We start from the raw sequence: 15,662 nt of genomic DNA, 5'->3' as shown, positions 1-15,662 counted from the left end.
AGTTGATGGCGGCAACCGAGTCCTCCAGCATGGCATTGAATGCGCCGTAATCGCCGAGCAGGCCCACCCACATGAGGCCATTGACCACGCCCGGGATCGCCCAGGGTATGAGCAACAGGGCCCGGACGACGCCGCGGCCGCGGAAGGACTCGTGCAGCAGCAGGGCGATAGCCATGGCGATCACGATGACCAGCAGAACGGCCATGAAGGTGAAGTACAGCGAGATCCACAGGGCGTTCCAGAACTCGGAACTCGCCAGGATGGTCGCGTAGTTCTCGAGGCCGTGGAAGTACACCTGGTCCGGCCGCCGCAGGTTGTACCGGTGCAGGCTCATCCAGAAGGAGATGCCGATGGGATAGGCGATGAAGGCGATAAGCAGGATCACCGCCGGCAGGTTCAGGAGCAGGGGCAGGAAGTCCCGCGTCCGCGTCATGAAAATGGAGGGTCTCAGTACGGTCATATCTGTGTCTTCCAGGCCGCTCCGCGACTACCGACAGCAGCGCCTTCTGATTCGTCTGCTAGCTCCACTCCGCGATCAACTGTTGGCAGCGCCGCGCGATTTTTCCGAGTCCGTCGCGGGCAGACTGCTGTCCCAGAAGGACCTTCTGGATCTCCGGCTGGTAGTAGATCTTGAAATCGGGAAACCAGGGCGCCTTGATATTCTCCCGCGGCCGGACGTACCGGGACTGTTCCCGGATCTTGTCGATCTCGCCCCACTGTTCCGTCTGGGCGACAATGTCCGGATCGTTCAGCAGCGACCGGTAGGCGAATCCCAGACCCCGCAGCCTGAACCAGCGCCGCGCCGTATAGTACTTCCCTTCCGCATCCTTCGCGCCCAGGAATTTCATCAGTTCCCAGGCGTCCTGCATCCGGTCATCCCGGCCTCTTGACGTGAAGCAGTACATGCGCGTCCAGCCCAGGGTCCCGGTCTGTTCCGGCGAGATCGAGGGCACCGGCGCCATCCGGTACACCTTCGCGTGCTGCGCGTCGGAACCCTGACGCTTCAGCTCATCGTTCGCGGCGGCCGAATTCCGGCGGTTGTTCACGTACTCCAGGTCGTATTTGTTGAGAATGCCGTACACCTGCCGGCCGCTGGCGACGTGATCCCGCATCTGCCCCGCGGTCAGCGACGAGGGGGAGATGATGCGGTGACGGTGAATCCCGTCCGTGAGCCACTGCAGAATCGTCTCGGCCCGCCGGTCCTCGTCGTCCGGGAACATGGGATTGAAGTCCTGGTCGAACAGCGACGCCTCGCTGGCGTAGTTGAGCGTCCACCAGTCAGCGAATCCAAGCACGCTCTGCCGGAAGTTCAGCATGATCGGATATTCGATGACGTCCCCGTCCGGCGTGCGGACCCGCGCCTCTCGGACCTTGATGGCCTGTTCGGTCAACTCGTCCAGCGTGCGGGCCGGGACGTCGAACCCCGCCGCTTCGAGCATGGGCGCGTTGTAGATCCAGATGTTGAAGTCGGTATAATAGGGCAGCCCATACCGTTTGCCGCCGTACGTCATAGACGACAGGTTGTAGGGGAAGAGGTCCGCGGTCACTGCGGCCGTATCGGGATCGGCTGCCAGGAGGTCGTCGCAGGGGCGCAGCCATCCGGCTTCGACCCATTCCGCGAAATCGTCGTCGCGCACGTAGCAGCACTCCATGGGCGCTCCGCCCACGTGCAGCGCCACCATCTTGTCGTGGTAGTTGCCCGACACCGCGTTGTAGTCCACCCTGATGCCGGTCTGCTGCTCGAAGTAGTCGAGGTTTTCCCGGACCAGGTCGGGTTCGTACACCCAGCCCTTGAAGATGACGCCGGGTGACGGCGCCGGGTTGCAGCCTGCCACCAGGCCCAGGCCCGCGACAGTCGACGACTGCAGAAATGCGCGGCGCGTCATCCGGGTTTTCACGGAAAGTCGGTCCCTTCGGAAGCGGGGCTTACATCAAGTAATCAAGTTACCGGGCGGTCGGCACGCTGAAACAGGGGTTCCCGATTCACCGCGCACACGCCGGACAGAGGTCCGTGTCGGGGTCATCGTGCGCACGCCGGACAGAGGTCCGTATCGGGATCGTGGATGGGCTCGCCGCACGCGGAGCACGGTCCGAGGGGATGCTCGTCAGGCTTCGTACGCGAACCGTGTTTGTATTCGATGATCCGCCACACGGTCTCGCCATCCTTCTCCGAGTAACACAGCCACTGGCCTTCCTTTTTACCGTCGTAAGACTTTCCCACGTGGGGACCGTAGTCGCCTTCCCACTGCTTGGTTCCGTTCTCGTACCAGCAAGTGAACCAGCCTTCATTGAGGCCGTTCCTGAAGCGTCCCTCGCTCGTCTTGTTGCCGTTCCGGTAGTATTGGATCCAGTTCCCGTCCTTCACGCCCATCCGGTAGTTCCCTTCGGATCGCTTGTTGCCGTTGGCGTAGTAGGTGACCCAGTAGCCGTCTTTCTTGCCGTTAACGGTTTTGCCTTCGGTAAGGGCCATGGCATCGTCCACCTGCAACCTGTAAATGGAATATGATTCGTTTGGCGGATCGACGGTATTGCCTGCCGGACCGTGCAATCGCGCCCGGTTAATCTAGGGAAGGAACGCAGCCGGGTCAAGCGCTGCCGGCAGTTGCGCAGCGACATAGAAACCCGGTCTCAGCCCGCGACATAGTCCTCCCGGGAACTCGTACCTGCAAGATCACACCGTGCTGTGACGAGCGCGGCGCCGACAAAGACCACCGTAGAATACGGTAAACACCAGTCAAACTGATGGCGATGTATTCCCCGGTTAAACCACTGGCGATGTAATATCGAAGCTGTTATTAATGAAAGCAATGAAGAACAGCAAACGAGCTGAATGATCGGCATGCCGAACGGCATCGATTGGGAGGACCTTCCTATGACCTCACGTTCGCTGTCGCATTTGATGACTATTGCGCTGGCACTCTGTGCGTTGCGGTCCACCGCCCAGGAGCCAGCCGCCGTTGACACGCTTTCCGCCGCTGAGGCGGAAATCGCCTTCACCCACGAGACAGTCACGGTGACGGCCCGTCGCGTGGACGAGGAAATACAGGATGTTCCCGTTTCCGTGACCGCCATCTCTTCGGAGGATTTGGAACGCCGGCAATTGACCTCGACGCAGGACATTGCCAAGACGACCCCGAACCTGGAGTTCGCAAACAACGCGCCCATGTCGGGTAACAATGCGTCTTCCGTGGTATTCATTCGCGGTATCGGTCAATTGAACCCGGCCGCGAGCGTGGACCCGGGCGTGGGGTTGTATGTGGACGATGTGTACCGAGGCCAGTCGGTGGGCGGCGCCATGGCGATGCGGGACGTTGCCGACGTACAGGTTCTACGGGGACCCCAGGGCACGCTTTTCGGACGCAACACCATCGGCGGCGCCGTGTTGCTCAATACGGTGAATCCGGGGTCGGTATGGGGCGGAGACGCAAGGCTTGGCCTGGGCAGCGACGGGTTATGGTCTCTGTTCGGGGCGCTGGACGCCCCATTGGCCCCGAATCTGAAGACCAGAATCGCCGCCGGCGTTAAGCGACAGAATGGATATGTGACGCGGGTGTCCGACGGGCTCGATCTCGGCGACGTGCGCGATTTATCCATTTTCGTAAAAGCCGATTACTCCGTTACCAGCACGGTGCGCGCGAAACTGCGCTTCGACTACGCCAGGGCGGATGAAAACGGTTCGCCCATGGTATTCGCGGCTTACGGGAATAACACCGATCCGGCGAATCCCGTGCCGGCCGCGCATTTCGGTGCCATTCGCAGTCAGGAGGGCGGCTGTCCGGACGCGTTTTTTCTATCCGCGGGACCTGGCCCCCGCTTCAATCCGGTTACCGGGGACGATATCGGCGGCGGACCACCGGTGGGCTATACCGCTGAGAACGCAGACCCGCGATGCGTGAACAATCAGTGGCGCGCCGGTCCGTTCCGGAACCATGGCACGGCGCCCATGGAAAGCAGTTACGACAATCAGGGCCTCGCGTTGAACGTGACCGGCGTACTGGGCGCCAGATCGATACTCAAGTCCATCACCGCCTGGCGAACACTGAACTGGACGGGGAGGCGCGACGCGGACAATACGCCGTTCAGTGTTTTGCATACGCACTACGAAAGCGATGGCGCGCAATTCAGCCAGGAATTGCAGTATCTTTTTTCCGGCGGGCGATTCTCCGGGGTTGCGGGCATTTTCTATTTCAGGGAGCAAGTGGAAGATGCCCTTGACGTAGCCCCGGCCATTTACGTTTCGCCGGTTGCGAATTACAATGAGGTATCCAACCGCGCCTGGGCGGTATTCGGGGAATGGAAACTGCACGTTGCGGACAGACTGGAAGCATCCTTCGGCGCACGTCGAACCGCGGAGACCAGGGGATCGACGCCGGATCAATTCGTCCACGCCGCGCCGGAGGTCAAGTTCTTGCCCAAACGCTTGTACGAGCGGTCATTCAGCGCTATCACCCTGTCCGCTGCCGTCGACTGTCACTGGTCTGACGGACTCATGACCTACGCCAGGTACGCGCAGGGCTTCAAGGGCGGTGGCTGGAACTCTTTTTTTGCCACCGTGGCGTCGCAGGAATTCCTCGACAACTTCCATTCATTCGATGAAGAGCGCGCTTTGAGCTGGGAAGCGGGCTTCAAAACGAATCTGCCCGACAAAGGCCTGCGGATGCAAGGCGCTGTTTTCACCACGGCTTATCGAGACATGCAGTTTATCTACCGACTCGGTCCCGTGCCGTTTCTGCTCAACGCCGGCAAGGCGACGATCAGCGGCGCGGAGATCGAAGGGACGTGGACGCCCACGCGGTCATGGCGGATCCAGGGCGGAGCAGGCTATCTCAAGGACCGCATCCGGTCCATTTCGCAGGACTTCACGTTGCTCGGCGCCACCACCGCGGTCACCACGGCGCACGAATTGCCGTACACGCCCACGGTGCAAGCGAACCTGGGCCTCGGATACGCATTCGGCCTTGGTGGATACTCGGTGCTCATCCATTCGGACGTTTCCCGGCGCGGCAGCGCTTTCTTCGATGCCATCAATACACGGGAAATCGCCCAACTGGACGGCGTCGTCAATCTGGACGCGTCGCTCACGCTTCAACCGCGGACGGGTAGCTGGAGGGCCGTTGCCGGCGTTCGCAACGCGACGAACGAGGTGTATCCCGTCACCGGAAACTCGTCACTGACCACGGGATCGGGCTATGCGGAAATCGCCTACGCGCGTCCGCGCGAGTACAGCCTGCTACTCGTTCGCCGGTTCGGGTTGTGATTCGATGGCGCCTGACATCAGCAGTCAAAACGAGGATCGCGGCCGTGGACGCTTTGTGAACCGGGATGGGCACTTATCCCGCGAATGCCAAGGGGGCATTCATGCTTACGGAAGACCAGATTCATCAGTTCCGCGTGTTCGGTTTCATCGTACTTCGGCAGATCTTCGATACCGCAGAGATCGAGGAGATTGGCCGCCTTGCGGACGAGATCTGGACGGCGGAACTGGGCCACACGCCTGAAGGGGAGGAGCAGGTTTCCACCGCGCCGTTCCTCGAGCTGCGCTCCGCCACCCTGCCGCTGATCGAAGATGACCGCCTCTACACGCCCATGACGCAGTTGCTGGGGCAGGACATGATGTGGATGGGATCGGAAGGCGTACGGGGCACCATGACGCGCCGGCCCCATCATCACTGGCACGCGGACCGTCCCGGACCACGAGAACTCGGCTACCTTCGCATCAAGATCATGATTTACCTGGACCCGATGCGGAAGGATGCCGGGGCACTGCGCGTCATTCCGGGTTCACACCGCTCGCCATTTCACGAGGAGCTGTCACCGTTCCAGCAGCGGCACGGCCTGAATGATCCGGCGTTCTTCGGCGCTACCGGCAGCGAGGTCCCCTGTCACCCCGTGGAGACGGATCCGGGCGACGCGGTGGCCTTCAGCCAGAGTCTCTATCACGCCGTGTACGGTAAGGCCGGACGCAGGCGTTACATCGCCCTGAAATACGCCTGCCGACCCACCACAGACGCCCACCTGGCGTCGATTATGCAGTACAGTCCCGACGCGCTCAAACCCCACGAGCGGATCCTGCGATCCGAACGCCCCCGCCTGCAGGCCATGACGGAGGGTGTTGGCGATCTCAGGATGCGGGCGGAGGCGCTTTAAGGCCTTATAATAAAGAAACCGCCGGCCCGACTGAACCACCGGACCGGCGGTCTCACAACACATTCCCCTACACTGCCCCCTACAAGTGTCCACACCACTCCTCTACACCGCGTCCTCGCCTCTTTCCCCGCTGCTGATGCGGACACTCTCTTCGACGGGTACGACGAATATCTTTCCGTCCCCCGTCCTGTCGCCTCCGGATCTCGCGGCCTGCCAGATCAGGTCCACAATCTCGTCCTTCTGGTCGTTCGTGACCGCGATTTCCATGCGGATCTTGGCCGCGAGGGGGATGTCGATTTCCTGTCCCCGGTAGAGTCCCCTGCGGTGGGCGGTGCGGCCGTGTCCCGACACCCTGGACAGGGTCATGCCGGGGATGCCTTTCTCGACGAGCGCGTTCCGGACGTCGTCGAGCTTCTCCGGTCTGATGATGGCTATGATCAGTTTCATGGGTCTGACGTCTCCTGAAGTAATAGTCCTTAGGTAGAATCGGGCAGTTTTCGCGCTGCCCGTGCACCGCGCTGATTCCGTGGCCGACTACAGGTGAGTCAGACCGTAACCGTCCTCGCCGTGCTGGGAGTGGTCCAGGCCGACCAGCTGATCTTCGTCCGAGGCGCGAAGCCCGATCGTCCGATCGATCAGCCACACGAGCACGCCGGTCCCGACGGCCGAAAGCGCGATGGCGATGACCACGCCCTTGATCTGGATCAGGAACTGGGACCACCCGCCGACGTCGGTGGCGACCAGGCCGACCAGCAGCGCGCCGAACATCCCGCCGATGCCGTGAATGGCGAAGACGTCGAGGGTATCGTCGTAGCCCAGCTTGCCCTTGAGCTGCACCATCAGGAAGCACACCACGGCGGCGCCGAAACCGAATACCAGGGCCCAGGCCGGCGTCACACTGCCCGCGGCGGGCGTGATGGCAACCAGGCCAGCCAGGATGCCGGAGACTATGCCCAGGCTCGAGGCCTTGCCGTGATGTATAAGCTCCGTCACGATCCAGCCCACGGCGCCCGCCGCGGCGGAGATCTGGGTCACCGTCAGGGCTTGGACAGCTGTTTCACCCGCGGACACGGCGGAACCGGCGTTGAAGCCGAACCAGCCGATCCAGAGCAGGCCGGCGCCGATGAGCGTCATGGTCAGGTTGTTGGGCTTCATGGCCCGGGAAGGATAACCGAGCCGGGGACCGAGCACCATCGCGGCCACCAGACCGGCCACGCCCGACGATATGTGAACTACCGTACCGCCGGCAAAGTCAATGGCGCCATCCTTGAAGAGCAAGCCTTCCGCGTTCCATACCATGTAGCACAGGGGTTCGTACACCACGAAGCCCCAGAGCAGGATCAGCAGGCAGTAGGCGCCGAACTTCACGCGTTCGGCGATGGCCCCGGCGATCAGGGCAGGGGTGATGATGGCGAACATGCCCTGGAACATGGCGAACAGATAGGTGGGAATGTTTGTCCCGTCCCAGAGGGTCCCGGGACCGACGCCGTTCAAAAGAAAGTATTCGGAGCTCCAGCCGAGCACGCCCGGTATGATCGTGCCCGCGCCAAAGGCCAGGGCGAATCCGAAGATCACCCACTGCACGCCCATGATGCCCATGGCCGCGAAACTGTGCATCATGGTGCCCAGCACGTTCCGGGTGCGCGTGAGCCCGCCGTAGAACATGGCCAGGCCGGGCAGCATGAGCAGCACCAGGGCGCAGCTGACCAGCATCCAGGCGGTATCCCCGGTGTTCAAAACGGCCGCCGGGGCCGCCGCCTCTTCCTGCGCGAGGGCCAGGCCGGGAATACCAAGCGCCAGGCACACAGCGATACGTAATATGCCGCTAAGGGACATACGGAAATCCTCCCTGTTGTGATGGATTTGAAACTGCCACACGAAAATGAAATCCTAATATAGCTCCCGTCTGTTACAGGGATATTTCCCGGAGGTTAAATCCGTGTAAAATGTGATGGACTACGAAAAAAGCGTGCGGGAGATCACGAATTCCGAAGCACTTCAATGAAGAATGTCGTTCGTCGCCTATGGGTTCGGACGAGGAGGAAACGCACCGACGCATACGGGACCGGCCTAGAAGGGAAAATCGCCCGTGGGATCATTGGCGTACCGCGACGTGCCGATCGTGAGGCGCGCGCCGGCGCCGGGCGCCAGATTCACGGTCAGGACCCGGTCGTCCACGGGCCGCGCTTCACCGCCGTCGACCCGGACGGTCGTCCACTGGTGCTCCCCGTAGGTGCCGCCCTGTACCACCACCGTCCGAGGCTCGAGCTGGTTGAGGTTGACGAGACTTACCCGCGTCTCGTCAGCGGTCAGTCCCTCCACCAGGGCGCCTACGTCGGGTGGCAGGCCCGGCCGGGCGCGGCGCGGGTCGAAGTAGCGCAGCCGCGTGTGGAGCGGTCGTCCCACCCGGGGTATCGTACCGCCCATGGTCAGTTCGACGAGGGCGTCGACCGTGGCGGGGCGGAAACTGTTCGGGTTGTCCGACAGCCGGGTATCGGGCGTAGTGGGATCGTTGTACATGTCCTGAACTTTCCGCCTAACCACGCCGATGTCCCGCTGCAGCGCTTCGACTGGATATCCGGGGTTGTTTCCTTCGAGAAAATCGATCCAGGGGCTCTTCACCCGGCCGCGGTCCGCCTCGTCCATGGACCAGTAGTAGAGCTCGAGGGCACCGTCATCGTACGGTTCAGGCATCCACTCGTACCAGCCGTCGTCGTTGTGCATGCGGGGATACATCTCCACGCCGTCGATCACCTTGCTGTTCGCGTTGACCCCATCGAGGGTAGTGCGCCAGGGTTCGAGGTAGCGCCGGTCACCCGTCAGAATGAGCGCGTTGCCGAAACCGTCCAGGCAGCGGGCGACACCGAGGCGGCTCTTGGGCTCGCCTGTGTGGGGCGTGATCGTCGTATGGGCCCAACCGTAGACGCCGCCCCACCAGCGTCCGTCCGCGGCACCGCCGATCGTGCCGTCCAGGCCGATGTTCGACGGGATGATCCCGCCGTTCGCGCGGGTCCGTTCCACCCACGCGTCGGCGTACCCGAGCAGCCAGTCCCTGTACTTCGTATCCTTCGTATGGACGTACGCGTTGAAGGCCATGCAGGTGGCGGCCAGGTTCAACGGATGATCCCCGGCCACGTCGTCGTAGCCGATGTAGTGGTCCAGCATGTCCTGGTAATGCCGCTCACCGTGGGCCAGGATGAAACGGCCGTCCTCGATACGGTCGCCGGCCCAGTCGAGGGGCGTGGTCCTGCGCAGGAGCGACCCGCGGCTGCCGTTGAACATGCTGCGGATGACCCTGTGCTCCGGGTCCCAGTTGGGCACTTCGATCTGTCCGGGCAGGTCGTCGCCCTCCATGAAGAACCCCGCGAACCGCTTGAGCCGCCGGATATGCCGGTCGTCGCCGGGGTCGCACAGCCCGATGGTCCCCGTCACGGCGTTGCCCTCCTGGTGATGGGCCCAGTCGAACATCACGGGGAACTCCCGGTAGTACATGCCCTCGCGGGCAAATTCCACCTCCTCGGTCCGGGCCTCGGTGTACTGCCGGAAGTGGCCTTCCTGGGCCTTCTGGCAGATGGCCACGAGGTCATCCGAACCCCCGATCAGGTAGAGGGCGGGCACATTGGTCAGGTTCTCGATGGCGTCATCGGGTCCGTCCAGGGCGCCCCAGCGCTCGACGCAGAGCAGGTAGCCCCGTTCGTCGAAGTACCGGTCGAAGAACACGCGTGTGTGCTCGCTGTTGGCCCGGATCAGTTCACGTTCGAGCAGGGCCCACGGCGGCGGAGGCATGGGGCTGGTGATCGAAATCGCGTCGTTCCTCGGCATGGATCGCTCCGGTCTGGCAAGTCGGTTGAAAGGTAAGGCGCGGTCGCCTGGGTACGGGGAAACGGCAAGAACATATACCAGGTGGGAACGGGTGTCAACGGCTTGCTGGCAGGGCGGTGGCGCGGCTCGGGAGCCGGACGTATGCGGCCTGGGAGGTTGGCGGGTCGTTTGGCGAGGGGAGTGTTGACGAGCTATGCGCCAGCTTCTATATTTGTTCATGCCGCCGGAAACCCACTGACGTTCTTTCAGGAATCGCAAGCGATGGAGTTCACACCTCTTACCCCGGAACAGCGCGAGCACTTCCGCAAACACGGATACCTGATCGTCAAGAACGCCCTCGACGATGATCTCCGCAACCGGGTGGTGGCCGTCGGCGATCGGTTCATGGAAACCGCCGGCCCCGTACACAACTACTATGCCAACCGGTACATAGATCTCTACGAGGACGACGCCCTGGTCGAGCTCACCACCAACAGCCGCACGGTACCCCTGGTAGTGCAACTGCTCTCCTACAACATCCACCTCATGCGAGGGCACCTCATCTACAAGTATCCCCAATCGGCCTCCGACGAGCCGATCTATCCCGACGGTGACGGCCGTTCCTTCCGGAACTGGCACCGGGACCTGAACAACTTCACGCCCGACCACCCTATCCGGGGGACCGTAGCGGTCCGCGTCGGCTACTGCCTGACGGACTTCCCATCGCCCGATGCAGGGGTGACCATGCTCGTGCCCGGGAGCCACAGACTGAACGAGGCGCTGCGGTTCAAGAAGGGTTCCCTCGATCCGCCGGGATTCATCGAGCCCGCGCTCGAGGCGGGCGACGCCTACATCTTCAGCACGAGCACTTATCACACGCCCGCCGTCAATTTCACCCGCGACACCACCAAGGTACTCCTCGTAAGCTACGCCTACCGCTGGTGGGCCCAGCAGCATCCGACGCCTCCCGAAGACGTGCTCGAACGCATGGATCCCATCACGGCGCAACTGTTCTGCCAACCCTGGGAAGGCGACGACGTGCCCCTGCGCGCGTGGGCCGCGGAACACGGCCTGCCGGTTGAAGATCCGCCCATGCGAGTGTTCGAGTAGCGGGATTTCCGTTCCCTGACCAGATTCTCTTCACTGTTCAACGAAATGACGGTTCCGCGTGAACGTGAGACCTGAACGGGACTTCACACAGGAGCAGTTATGCCCACATCAGACTGGCCGGAACTGGCCGGCGAGGCGCAACAGAGGTGGAACCAGAACGCCGCGTTCTGGGACGACTACATGGGCGCGCACAGCAACGACTTCCACAATCTGCTGGTACGGCCGGCAATGGAGCGTCTGCTTGCCGTGCAGTCCGGTGACCGCGTGCTCGACATCGGGTGCGGGAACGGGAACTTCTCGCGGTATCTCGCCGGACTGGGCGCCCGGGTCACGGCGATTGACGGTAGCGACGTAATGATCGAACGCGCCCGACAGCGTACGGTGGAACGGGCGGAGGGATGTCCGGAAAACGAAAACGCGGGCAGCGTAGATTACCAGGTGATCGACGTGACGGATTCGGAGCGGCTGGAAGCGCTGGGCGGGGATGTCTTCGACGCGGCGGTGTCGAACATGGCCGTCATGGACATGGCCGTGATCGGACCGATGTTCGAGGCCGTCCGCGGTCTCCTCAAGCCCGGCGGCGTCTTCGTGTGCAGCCTTACGCACCCGTGCTTCCAGGCGCCCTGCGCGGTACGCTACGCGGAACAGGAAGACCGCGACGGGGAGATGATAAGGAAGTTCGGGATCAAGATCGAGCGTTACCTGACGCCGCAACCCTTCAAGGGCCTGGGTATCGTCGGACAGCCCGTACCGCAATACTACTTCCACCGCCCCTTGGCCGTGCTGCTGTCCGCGTGCTTTGAGGCGGGGTTCGTCCTGGATGGATTAGAGGAGAGGGCCTTCGATGAAAGCCTGGAGGCCGATCGCGAGCTGTCGTGGGCGAACTTCAGGGAAACTCCGCCCATGATGGCCATGCGGCTCAGGCGGCTTCAGTAAAGCTGGCGGCGCGGCAACTTGCCTGAAATCTGTCCGCGGCCAACAGCTGGACCGATTCGTCGGGGTGGACCGCGACGATCCTGGACTTGTTGCGCCGCCTACAACTCGACCGACTCGCCCGGTTCCAGCACGATGCAGCGGGCCAGATCGCCCACCTTTTCGGCAAATTCGGCCGGATCCTGCTCGATCACAGGGAAGGTATTGTAGTGGACCGGGATTACGGTTCCGGCGCCGATCATCCGGACCGCTTCCACGGCGTCGTCGATACCCATGGTGTAGTTGTCCCCGATGGGCATGATCACCACGTCGGGCTTCTCCATCCGCCCGATCAGGGCCATGTCGCCGAAGAGTCCCGTGTCGCCTGTGTTGTAGATCGTCTTTCCGTCGAAGTCGACGATGATACCCGCGGGATTGCCCAGATACACGATGGTCCCGTCGTCCGTGGTGATCGAGGAACTGTGGGTTGCCTGCGTCAGCTTCACCCGTCCAAAGGGAAAGGTGTTCGAACCGCCGATCCCCAGGTCGTGCGTGACGGCGCCCTGGGCCTCGCAGTAGTTGGCCAGTTCGTAGGAGGCGATGATCGTCGCCCCGCATCGACGGGCGATGGGCACCGCGTCGGCGATATGGTCGCCGTGTCCGTGGGTCAGCAGGATGTAGTTGGGATTCAGGCCGTCCGCTGAAATCGTCGCCAGCGGATTGCCGGTGATGAAGGGGTCGAACAGCAGGTCATGGCTGCCGTCGGACAGCGAAAAACTGGCGTGCGCGTGATAGGTGAGTTCGGCCATGATTTCGTACCTCGTCTGGAAAATGAGAAAACGGCCGGGGTGGTGTATCGTCCCCGGCCGCTTCTCAGGATTGGATCGCAGTTTACCGGTCGGTCTGGCCGGATCGCGCTGACTGGCCCGTACTCAGACGGCGGCCCGGGCTGCCGCGAGCGCGGCGTTGTAATCCGGTTCCTCGGTGATTTCCGTCACGTACTCCGCGTAACGCACGGTGTTGGAAGCATCAATGACGAAAACGGCACGCGACAACAGGCGCAGTTCCTTGATCACGGCGCCGTAGGCTACGCCCAGCGAGGTGTCCCGGTGATCGGACAGCGCCGTCACGTCGTCGGCGCCCGCGTCGCCGCACCAGCGCTTCTGGGCGAAGGGCAGGTCCGTGCTGACCGCCAGCACCGCGACGTTGTCGCCCAGGCCCGCGGCCTCCTGGTTGAAACGCCGTATTTCGGTGTCGCAGACCGGCGTGTCCAGGGACGGTACAAGGCAGATAACCTTCACCTTTCCTGCGTAGTCCGCCAGGGTAACGGCGGAAAGGTCATCGCCCAGCACGGAAAAGTCCGGTGCTGCATCGCCCACCTTTACTTCGTCACCGACCAGGGTCAGCCCGTTGCCTTGAAAGGTCGCCGCACCAGCTCTTTCGGTCGCCATGATGTCTTCTCTCCTTGAATTGAAATGATTGTTTGTATCGGATGGAAATGGTTTTTGTAATCGGTTAGTCTAAACGGTTTTGTGTAGGATTCTGAAATCCTTTGCCATCACGTTCTGCGAAGCGCTTCCGGCAAGGGCGTTCTGCATGGGCGTTTACGCATAAAACGCGGCGCTTAGAACACCGGCGCAACCTACGCGCGGGCGCTGCCACTGTCAAGGGATTATCCTGTCCCTGCGCAACAGCGAAATCGCGCCGTCGAAGGCCTCGACGGTGCGATCCACGTCCTCTGAGGTATGGACCGATGAAGTAAGCCCGTCGACCCCCATGCAATCCACGCCGTTCAGGAGCAAAGCCTGCCGTATGGCGTGGAGCAGGTCTGCGTCGCTTCGGCGGTCCGCGGTGGCCGTTCCCGCAGACAGGATCTTGAAACCGGAAAATGAACCGTAGACCCGCCAGCCGTCCAGTCGGTTGGCTGCCAGCACCTCCGACATTCGCTTGCGTAATTCTGCCGCCCGTTCGTTGGCCACGGCGATGTCCCGGCCATCGGTGATGCGCCTGAGCATGGCGATACCCGCGGCCGCGGAAAGAGGGTTGGCGTTAAAGGTCCCGTAGTGCAGCATCTTCTTGTCCGTCTGCCATTCCGCATCGTCCCGAAGTTCCAGCAGTTCCATGATGTCCGCGCGGCCCACCAGGGCGCCGCCGTTCAGCCCCGCGGCCACGATCTTGGCCAGCGTGCTCAGGTCCGGCCTGACCCCGTAGTATTCCTGCGCCCCGCCCGGCGCGCAACGAAATCCCGTCACAACCTCGTCCATGACGAAGATCACGCCGTACCGCTCGGTAAGCTCCCGCAGGCCTGGTACGATGTCGTCGGACAGCTCCACGCCGCCGAACATGGCCCCCGTCGGTTCCAGGATGAGGCAGGCGACGTCGTTGTCGCGCTTCAGTACGTCCGCCACGCGGTCCAGGTTGACCTCCGGCAGGCTGATCAGCGTATCGAACACCTCCCGCAGCACGCCCGGCATGGGCCGGTTGTTCCCGGGCCCCACCCCGTCCAGCACCTGGTCGTGCCAGCCGTGATAATGCCCCCGAAACTTGATGACCTTCCGCCTTCCCGTGAAGGTCCGCGCCAGACGAATGGCCATGAGTGTGGCTTCCGTACCGGAGGACACGAAACGGACCGTCTCCGCGGAGGGCATCAGTTGCCGGATCATGTCCGCCCATTCGATCTCGAGTTCGTGGCACGCCCCGTAGTGGGTGCCCCGCGCCGCCTGCTCCGCGATCGCCTCTACGATCACCGGATGGCTGTGGCCCAGGATCAGAGACCCGTGCCCCATCCAGTAATCGATGATCTCCCGGCCCTCCACCGACCACTTCCTCGACCCCTGGGCCCGATCGATATATACCGGGAAGGGACGCATGAACCGGCCATCGTGGGTCACCCCGTTGGGGAACCGCTCGAGCGCTCGCTCGTACAGGACGGCCGACTGGTCAAATGCCTCCCGGTAGGTTGATTCGAGCATGGTCATGGATGCCCTTCACGTAGCAAGCAGTGCGCCGGATCTGTTGGAGTTCCGGGAGTGTATTAACGGATAGTGCGCCGTGTTGACGAATCCCTGTAATATGAGGGGAGTACGGGGGGATGACAAGACCTATCTCGGAGGGTTCGACCGGGGGTTTCGGCTTGACTTTCGGCCTGGGATCGGTAGGTTACAGTGAACAAAAGCGCATAGGGTTTTGGTTAACACGCGATCGACTAGCGCGTTACCCAGCGCACCACCCACTAATGGATCCAGTGCATGCCGCACGTCGAAGTAAGCAAAACTGAAATCATGGATATGGAACGTCACACCGGACGAAGGCTGGGCGCCAAGCTCACGCTCTGCATTGTGGCAGCCTTCTGTCTGGCAATCGCAGTTAGTGTGACAGTTGGCGTACCTCTAGCGGCGGCGGGGGCAGGCAACGAAAAAGAGGCGGCGGAGCCCAACTGGCAGCGGCTCGACCAGGCCCTGGCGCTGGCCAAAGGCTCCGGCAAGCTCATCATCGTCAACTTCTACACCGACTGGTGTCCCAACTGCAGAAGGATGAACGAGAAGACCTACCGCGACGATGGTATCCTGAAGCAGTTGAACGAATCCTTCATCCCCGTGAAACTGAACGCGGAATCCTCCCGTCCGCTGTTCATCGAAGGGCAGACCGTGACGGAATACCAGGTGGCCTTGATGTTCCGGGTGAACAGCTAT

General features: G+C 62.3%; 14 protein-coding genes. 5 read left to right on the top strand and 9 right to left on the bottom strand.

Annotated elements, in window-relative coordinates; genetic code table 11:
* The 3 genes from OXG98_16085 to OXG98_16075 form a co-directional block, all read right to left on the bottom strand.
* The coding region (locus OXG98_16085) for a sugar ABC transporter permease (GenBank protein MCY3773527.1) at positions 1-460 on the bottom strand (460 nt) is incomplete at its 3' end.
* 58 nt (positions 461-518) lie between these two features.
* Complete coding sequence (locus OXG98_16080) at positions 519-1,898, bottom strand: extracellular solute-binding protein (GenBank protein MCY3773526.1); 1,380 nt, start codon at positions 1,896-1,898, stop codon at positions 519-521.
* 122 nt (positions 1,899-2,020) lie between these two features.
* Positions 2,021-2,470 carry a hypothetical protein gene (locus OXG98_16075; protein MCY3773525.1) on the bottom strand — a complete coding sequence of 150 codons (450 nt, stop codon included), beginning with the start codon at positions 2,468-2,470 and terminating at the stop codon, positions 2,021-2,023.
* Between the two features lie 402 nt (positions 2,471-2,872).
* Here OXG98_16075 and OXG98_16070 point away from each other — a divergent pair, with 402 nt between their 5' ends.
* On the top strand, positions 2,873-5,257 hold the full coding sequence (locus OXG98_16070; GenBank protein MCY3773524.1) for a TonB-dependent receptor: 2,385 nt from the start codon (positions 2,873-2,875) through the stop codon (positions 5,255-5,257).
* A gap of 101 nt (positions 5,258-5,358) precedes the next feature.
* Positions 5,359-6,147, top strand: coding sequence for a phytanoyl-CoA dioxygenase family protein (locus OXG98_16065; protein ID MCY3773523.1), 789 nt, complete (start codon positions 5,359-5,361; stop codon positions 6,145-6,147).
* 102 nt (positions 6,148-6,249) lie between these two features.
* Here the strand turns inward: OXG98_16065 and OXG98_16060 are convergent, their stop codons facing one another.
* The 3 genes from OXG98_16060 to OXG98_16050 form a co-directional block, all read right to left on the bottom strand.
* Entirely contained in the window at positions 6,250-6,594 is a 345-nt protein-coding gene (locus OXG98_16060; GenBank protein ID MCY3773522.1) for a P-II family nitrogen regulator, read from the bottom strand.
* Between the two features lie 87 nt (positions 6,595-6,681).
* Complete coding sequence (locus tag OXG98_16055) at positions 6,682-7,983, bottom strand: ammonium transporter (protein MCY3773521.1); 1,302 nt, start codon at positions 7,981-7,983, stop codon at positions 6,682-6,684.
* A 234-nt stretch (positions 7,984-8,217) separates the two neighbouring features.
* A complete protein-coding gene (locus OXG98_16050; GenBank protein MCY3773520.1) occupies positions 8,218-9,969 on the bottom strand; it encodes a hypothetical protein in 1,752 nt (583 codons plus the stop codon).
* Between the two features lie 261 nt (positions 9,970-10,230).
* Between OXG98_16050 and OXG98_16045 the strand changes: the two genes are divergently transcribed.
* Entirely contained in the window at positions 10,231-11,058 is an 828-nt protein-coding gene (locus tag OXG98_16045; protein MCY3773519.1) for a phytanoyl-CoA dioxygenase family protein, read from the top strand.
* Positions 11,059-11,157: 99 nt separating this feature from the next.
* A complete protein-coding gene (locus tag OXG98_16040) occupies positions 11,158-11,994 on the top strand; it encodes a class I SAM-dependent methyltransferase (protein ID MCY3773518.1) in 837 nt (278 codons plus the stop codon).
* A gap of 98 nt (positions 11,995-12,092) precedes the next feature.
* On the opposite strand, the gene OXG98_16035 is transcribed toward OXG98_16040, so the two are convergent.
* The 3 genes from OXG98_16035 to OXG98_16025 all read right to left on the bottom strand — a co-directional run bounded on the left by OXG98_16035 (position 12,093) and on the right by OXG98_16025 (position 14,942).
* Complete coding sequence (locus OXG98_16035; protein MCY3773517.1) at positions 12,093-12,779, bottom strand: metal-dependent hydrolase; 687 nt, start codon at positions 12,777-12,779, stop codon at positions 12,093-12,095.
* A gap of 123 nt (positions 12,780-12,902) precedes the next feature.
* The gene (gene tpx, locus OXG98_16030; GenBank protein MCY3773516.1) at positions 12,903-13,421 is read right to left on the bottom strand and encodes a thiol peroxidase; all 519 of its coding nucleotides are present in this window, start codon (positions 13,419-13,421) and stop codon (positions 12,903-12,905) included.
* A 213-nt stretch (positions 13,422-13,634) separates the two neighbouring features.
* Complete coding sequence (locus tag OXG98_16025; GenBank protein MCY3773515.1) at positions 13,635-14,942, bottom strand: aminotransferase class III-fold pyridoxal phosphate-dependent enzyme; 1,308 nt, start codon at positions 14,940-14,942, stop codon at positions 13,635-13,637.
* A gap of 276 nt (positions 14,943-15,218) precedes the next feature.
* Between OXG98_16025 and OXG98_16020 the strand changes: the two genes are divergently transcribed.
* The coding region (locus OXG98_16020) for a thioredoxin family protein (protein MCY3773514.1) at positions 15,219-15,662 on the top strand (444 nt) is incomplete at its 3' end.

The sequence above is a fragment of the Gemmatimonadota bacterium genome (assembly GCA_026706345.1).
Taxonomy (GTDB): Bacteria; JAAXHH01; JAAXHH01; order JAAXHH01; family JAAXHH01; genus JAAXHH01.
Note: the sequence above shows the minus strand (reverse complement) of the source record. Positions and strands in the feature narration are given on the sequence as shown.

Bases quoted from the DNA above. Each gene is read 5' to 3' on its own strand.
- OXG98_16075 (MCY3773525.1), bottom strand. From the start codon at position 2,470: ATGGCCCTTACCGAAGGCAAAACCGTTAACGGCAAGAAAGACGGCTAC.
- OXG98_16070 (MCY3773524.1), top strand. From the start codon at position 2,873: ATGACCTCACGTTCGCTGTCGCATTTGATGACTATTGCGCTGGCACTC.
- OXG98_16065 (MCY3773523.1), top strand. From the start codon at position 5,359: ATGCTTACGGAAGACCAGATTCATCAGTTCCGCGTGTTCGGTTTCATC.
- OXG98_16060 (MCY3773522.1), bottom strand. From the start codon at position 6,594: ATGAAACTGATCATAGCCATCATCAGACCGGAGAAGCTCGACGACGTC.
- OXG98_16055 (MCY3773521.1), bottom strand. From the start codon at position 7,983: ATGTCCCTTAGCGGCATATTACGTATCGCTGTGTGCCTGGCGCTTGGT.
- OXG98_16050 (MCY3773520.1), bottom strand. From the start codon at position 9,969: ATGCCGAGGAACGACGCGATTTCGATCACCAGCCCCATGCCTCCGCCG.
- OXG98_16045 (MCY3773519.1), top strand. From the start codon at position 10,231: ATGGAGTTCACACCTCTTACCCCGGAACAGCGCGAGCACTTCCGCAAA.
- OXG98_16040 (MCY3773518.1), top strand. From the start codon at position 11,158: ATGCCCACATCAGACTGGCCGGAACTGGCCGGCGAGGCGCAACAGAGG.
- OXG98_16035 (MCY3773517.1), bottom strand. From the start codon at position 12,779: ATGGCCGAACTCACCTATCACGCGCACGCCAGTTTTTCGCTGTCCGAC.
- tpx (MCY3773516.1), bottom strand. From the start codon at position 13,421: ATGGCGACCGAAAGAGCTGGTGCGGCGACCTTTCAAGGCAACGGGCTG.
- OXG98_16025 (MCY3773515.1), bottom strand. From the start codon at position 14,942: ATGCTCGAATCAACCTACCGGGAGGCATTTGACCAGTCGGCCGTCCTG.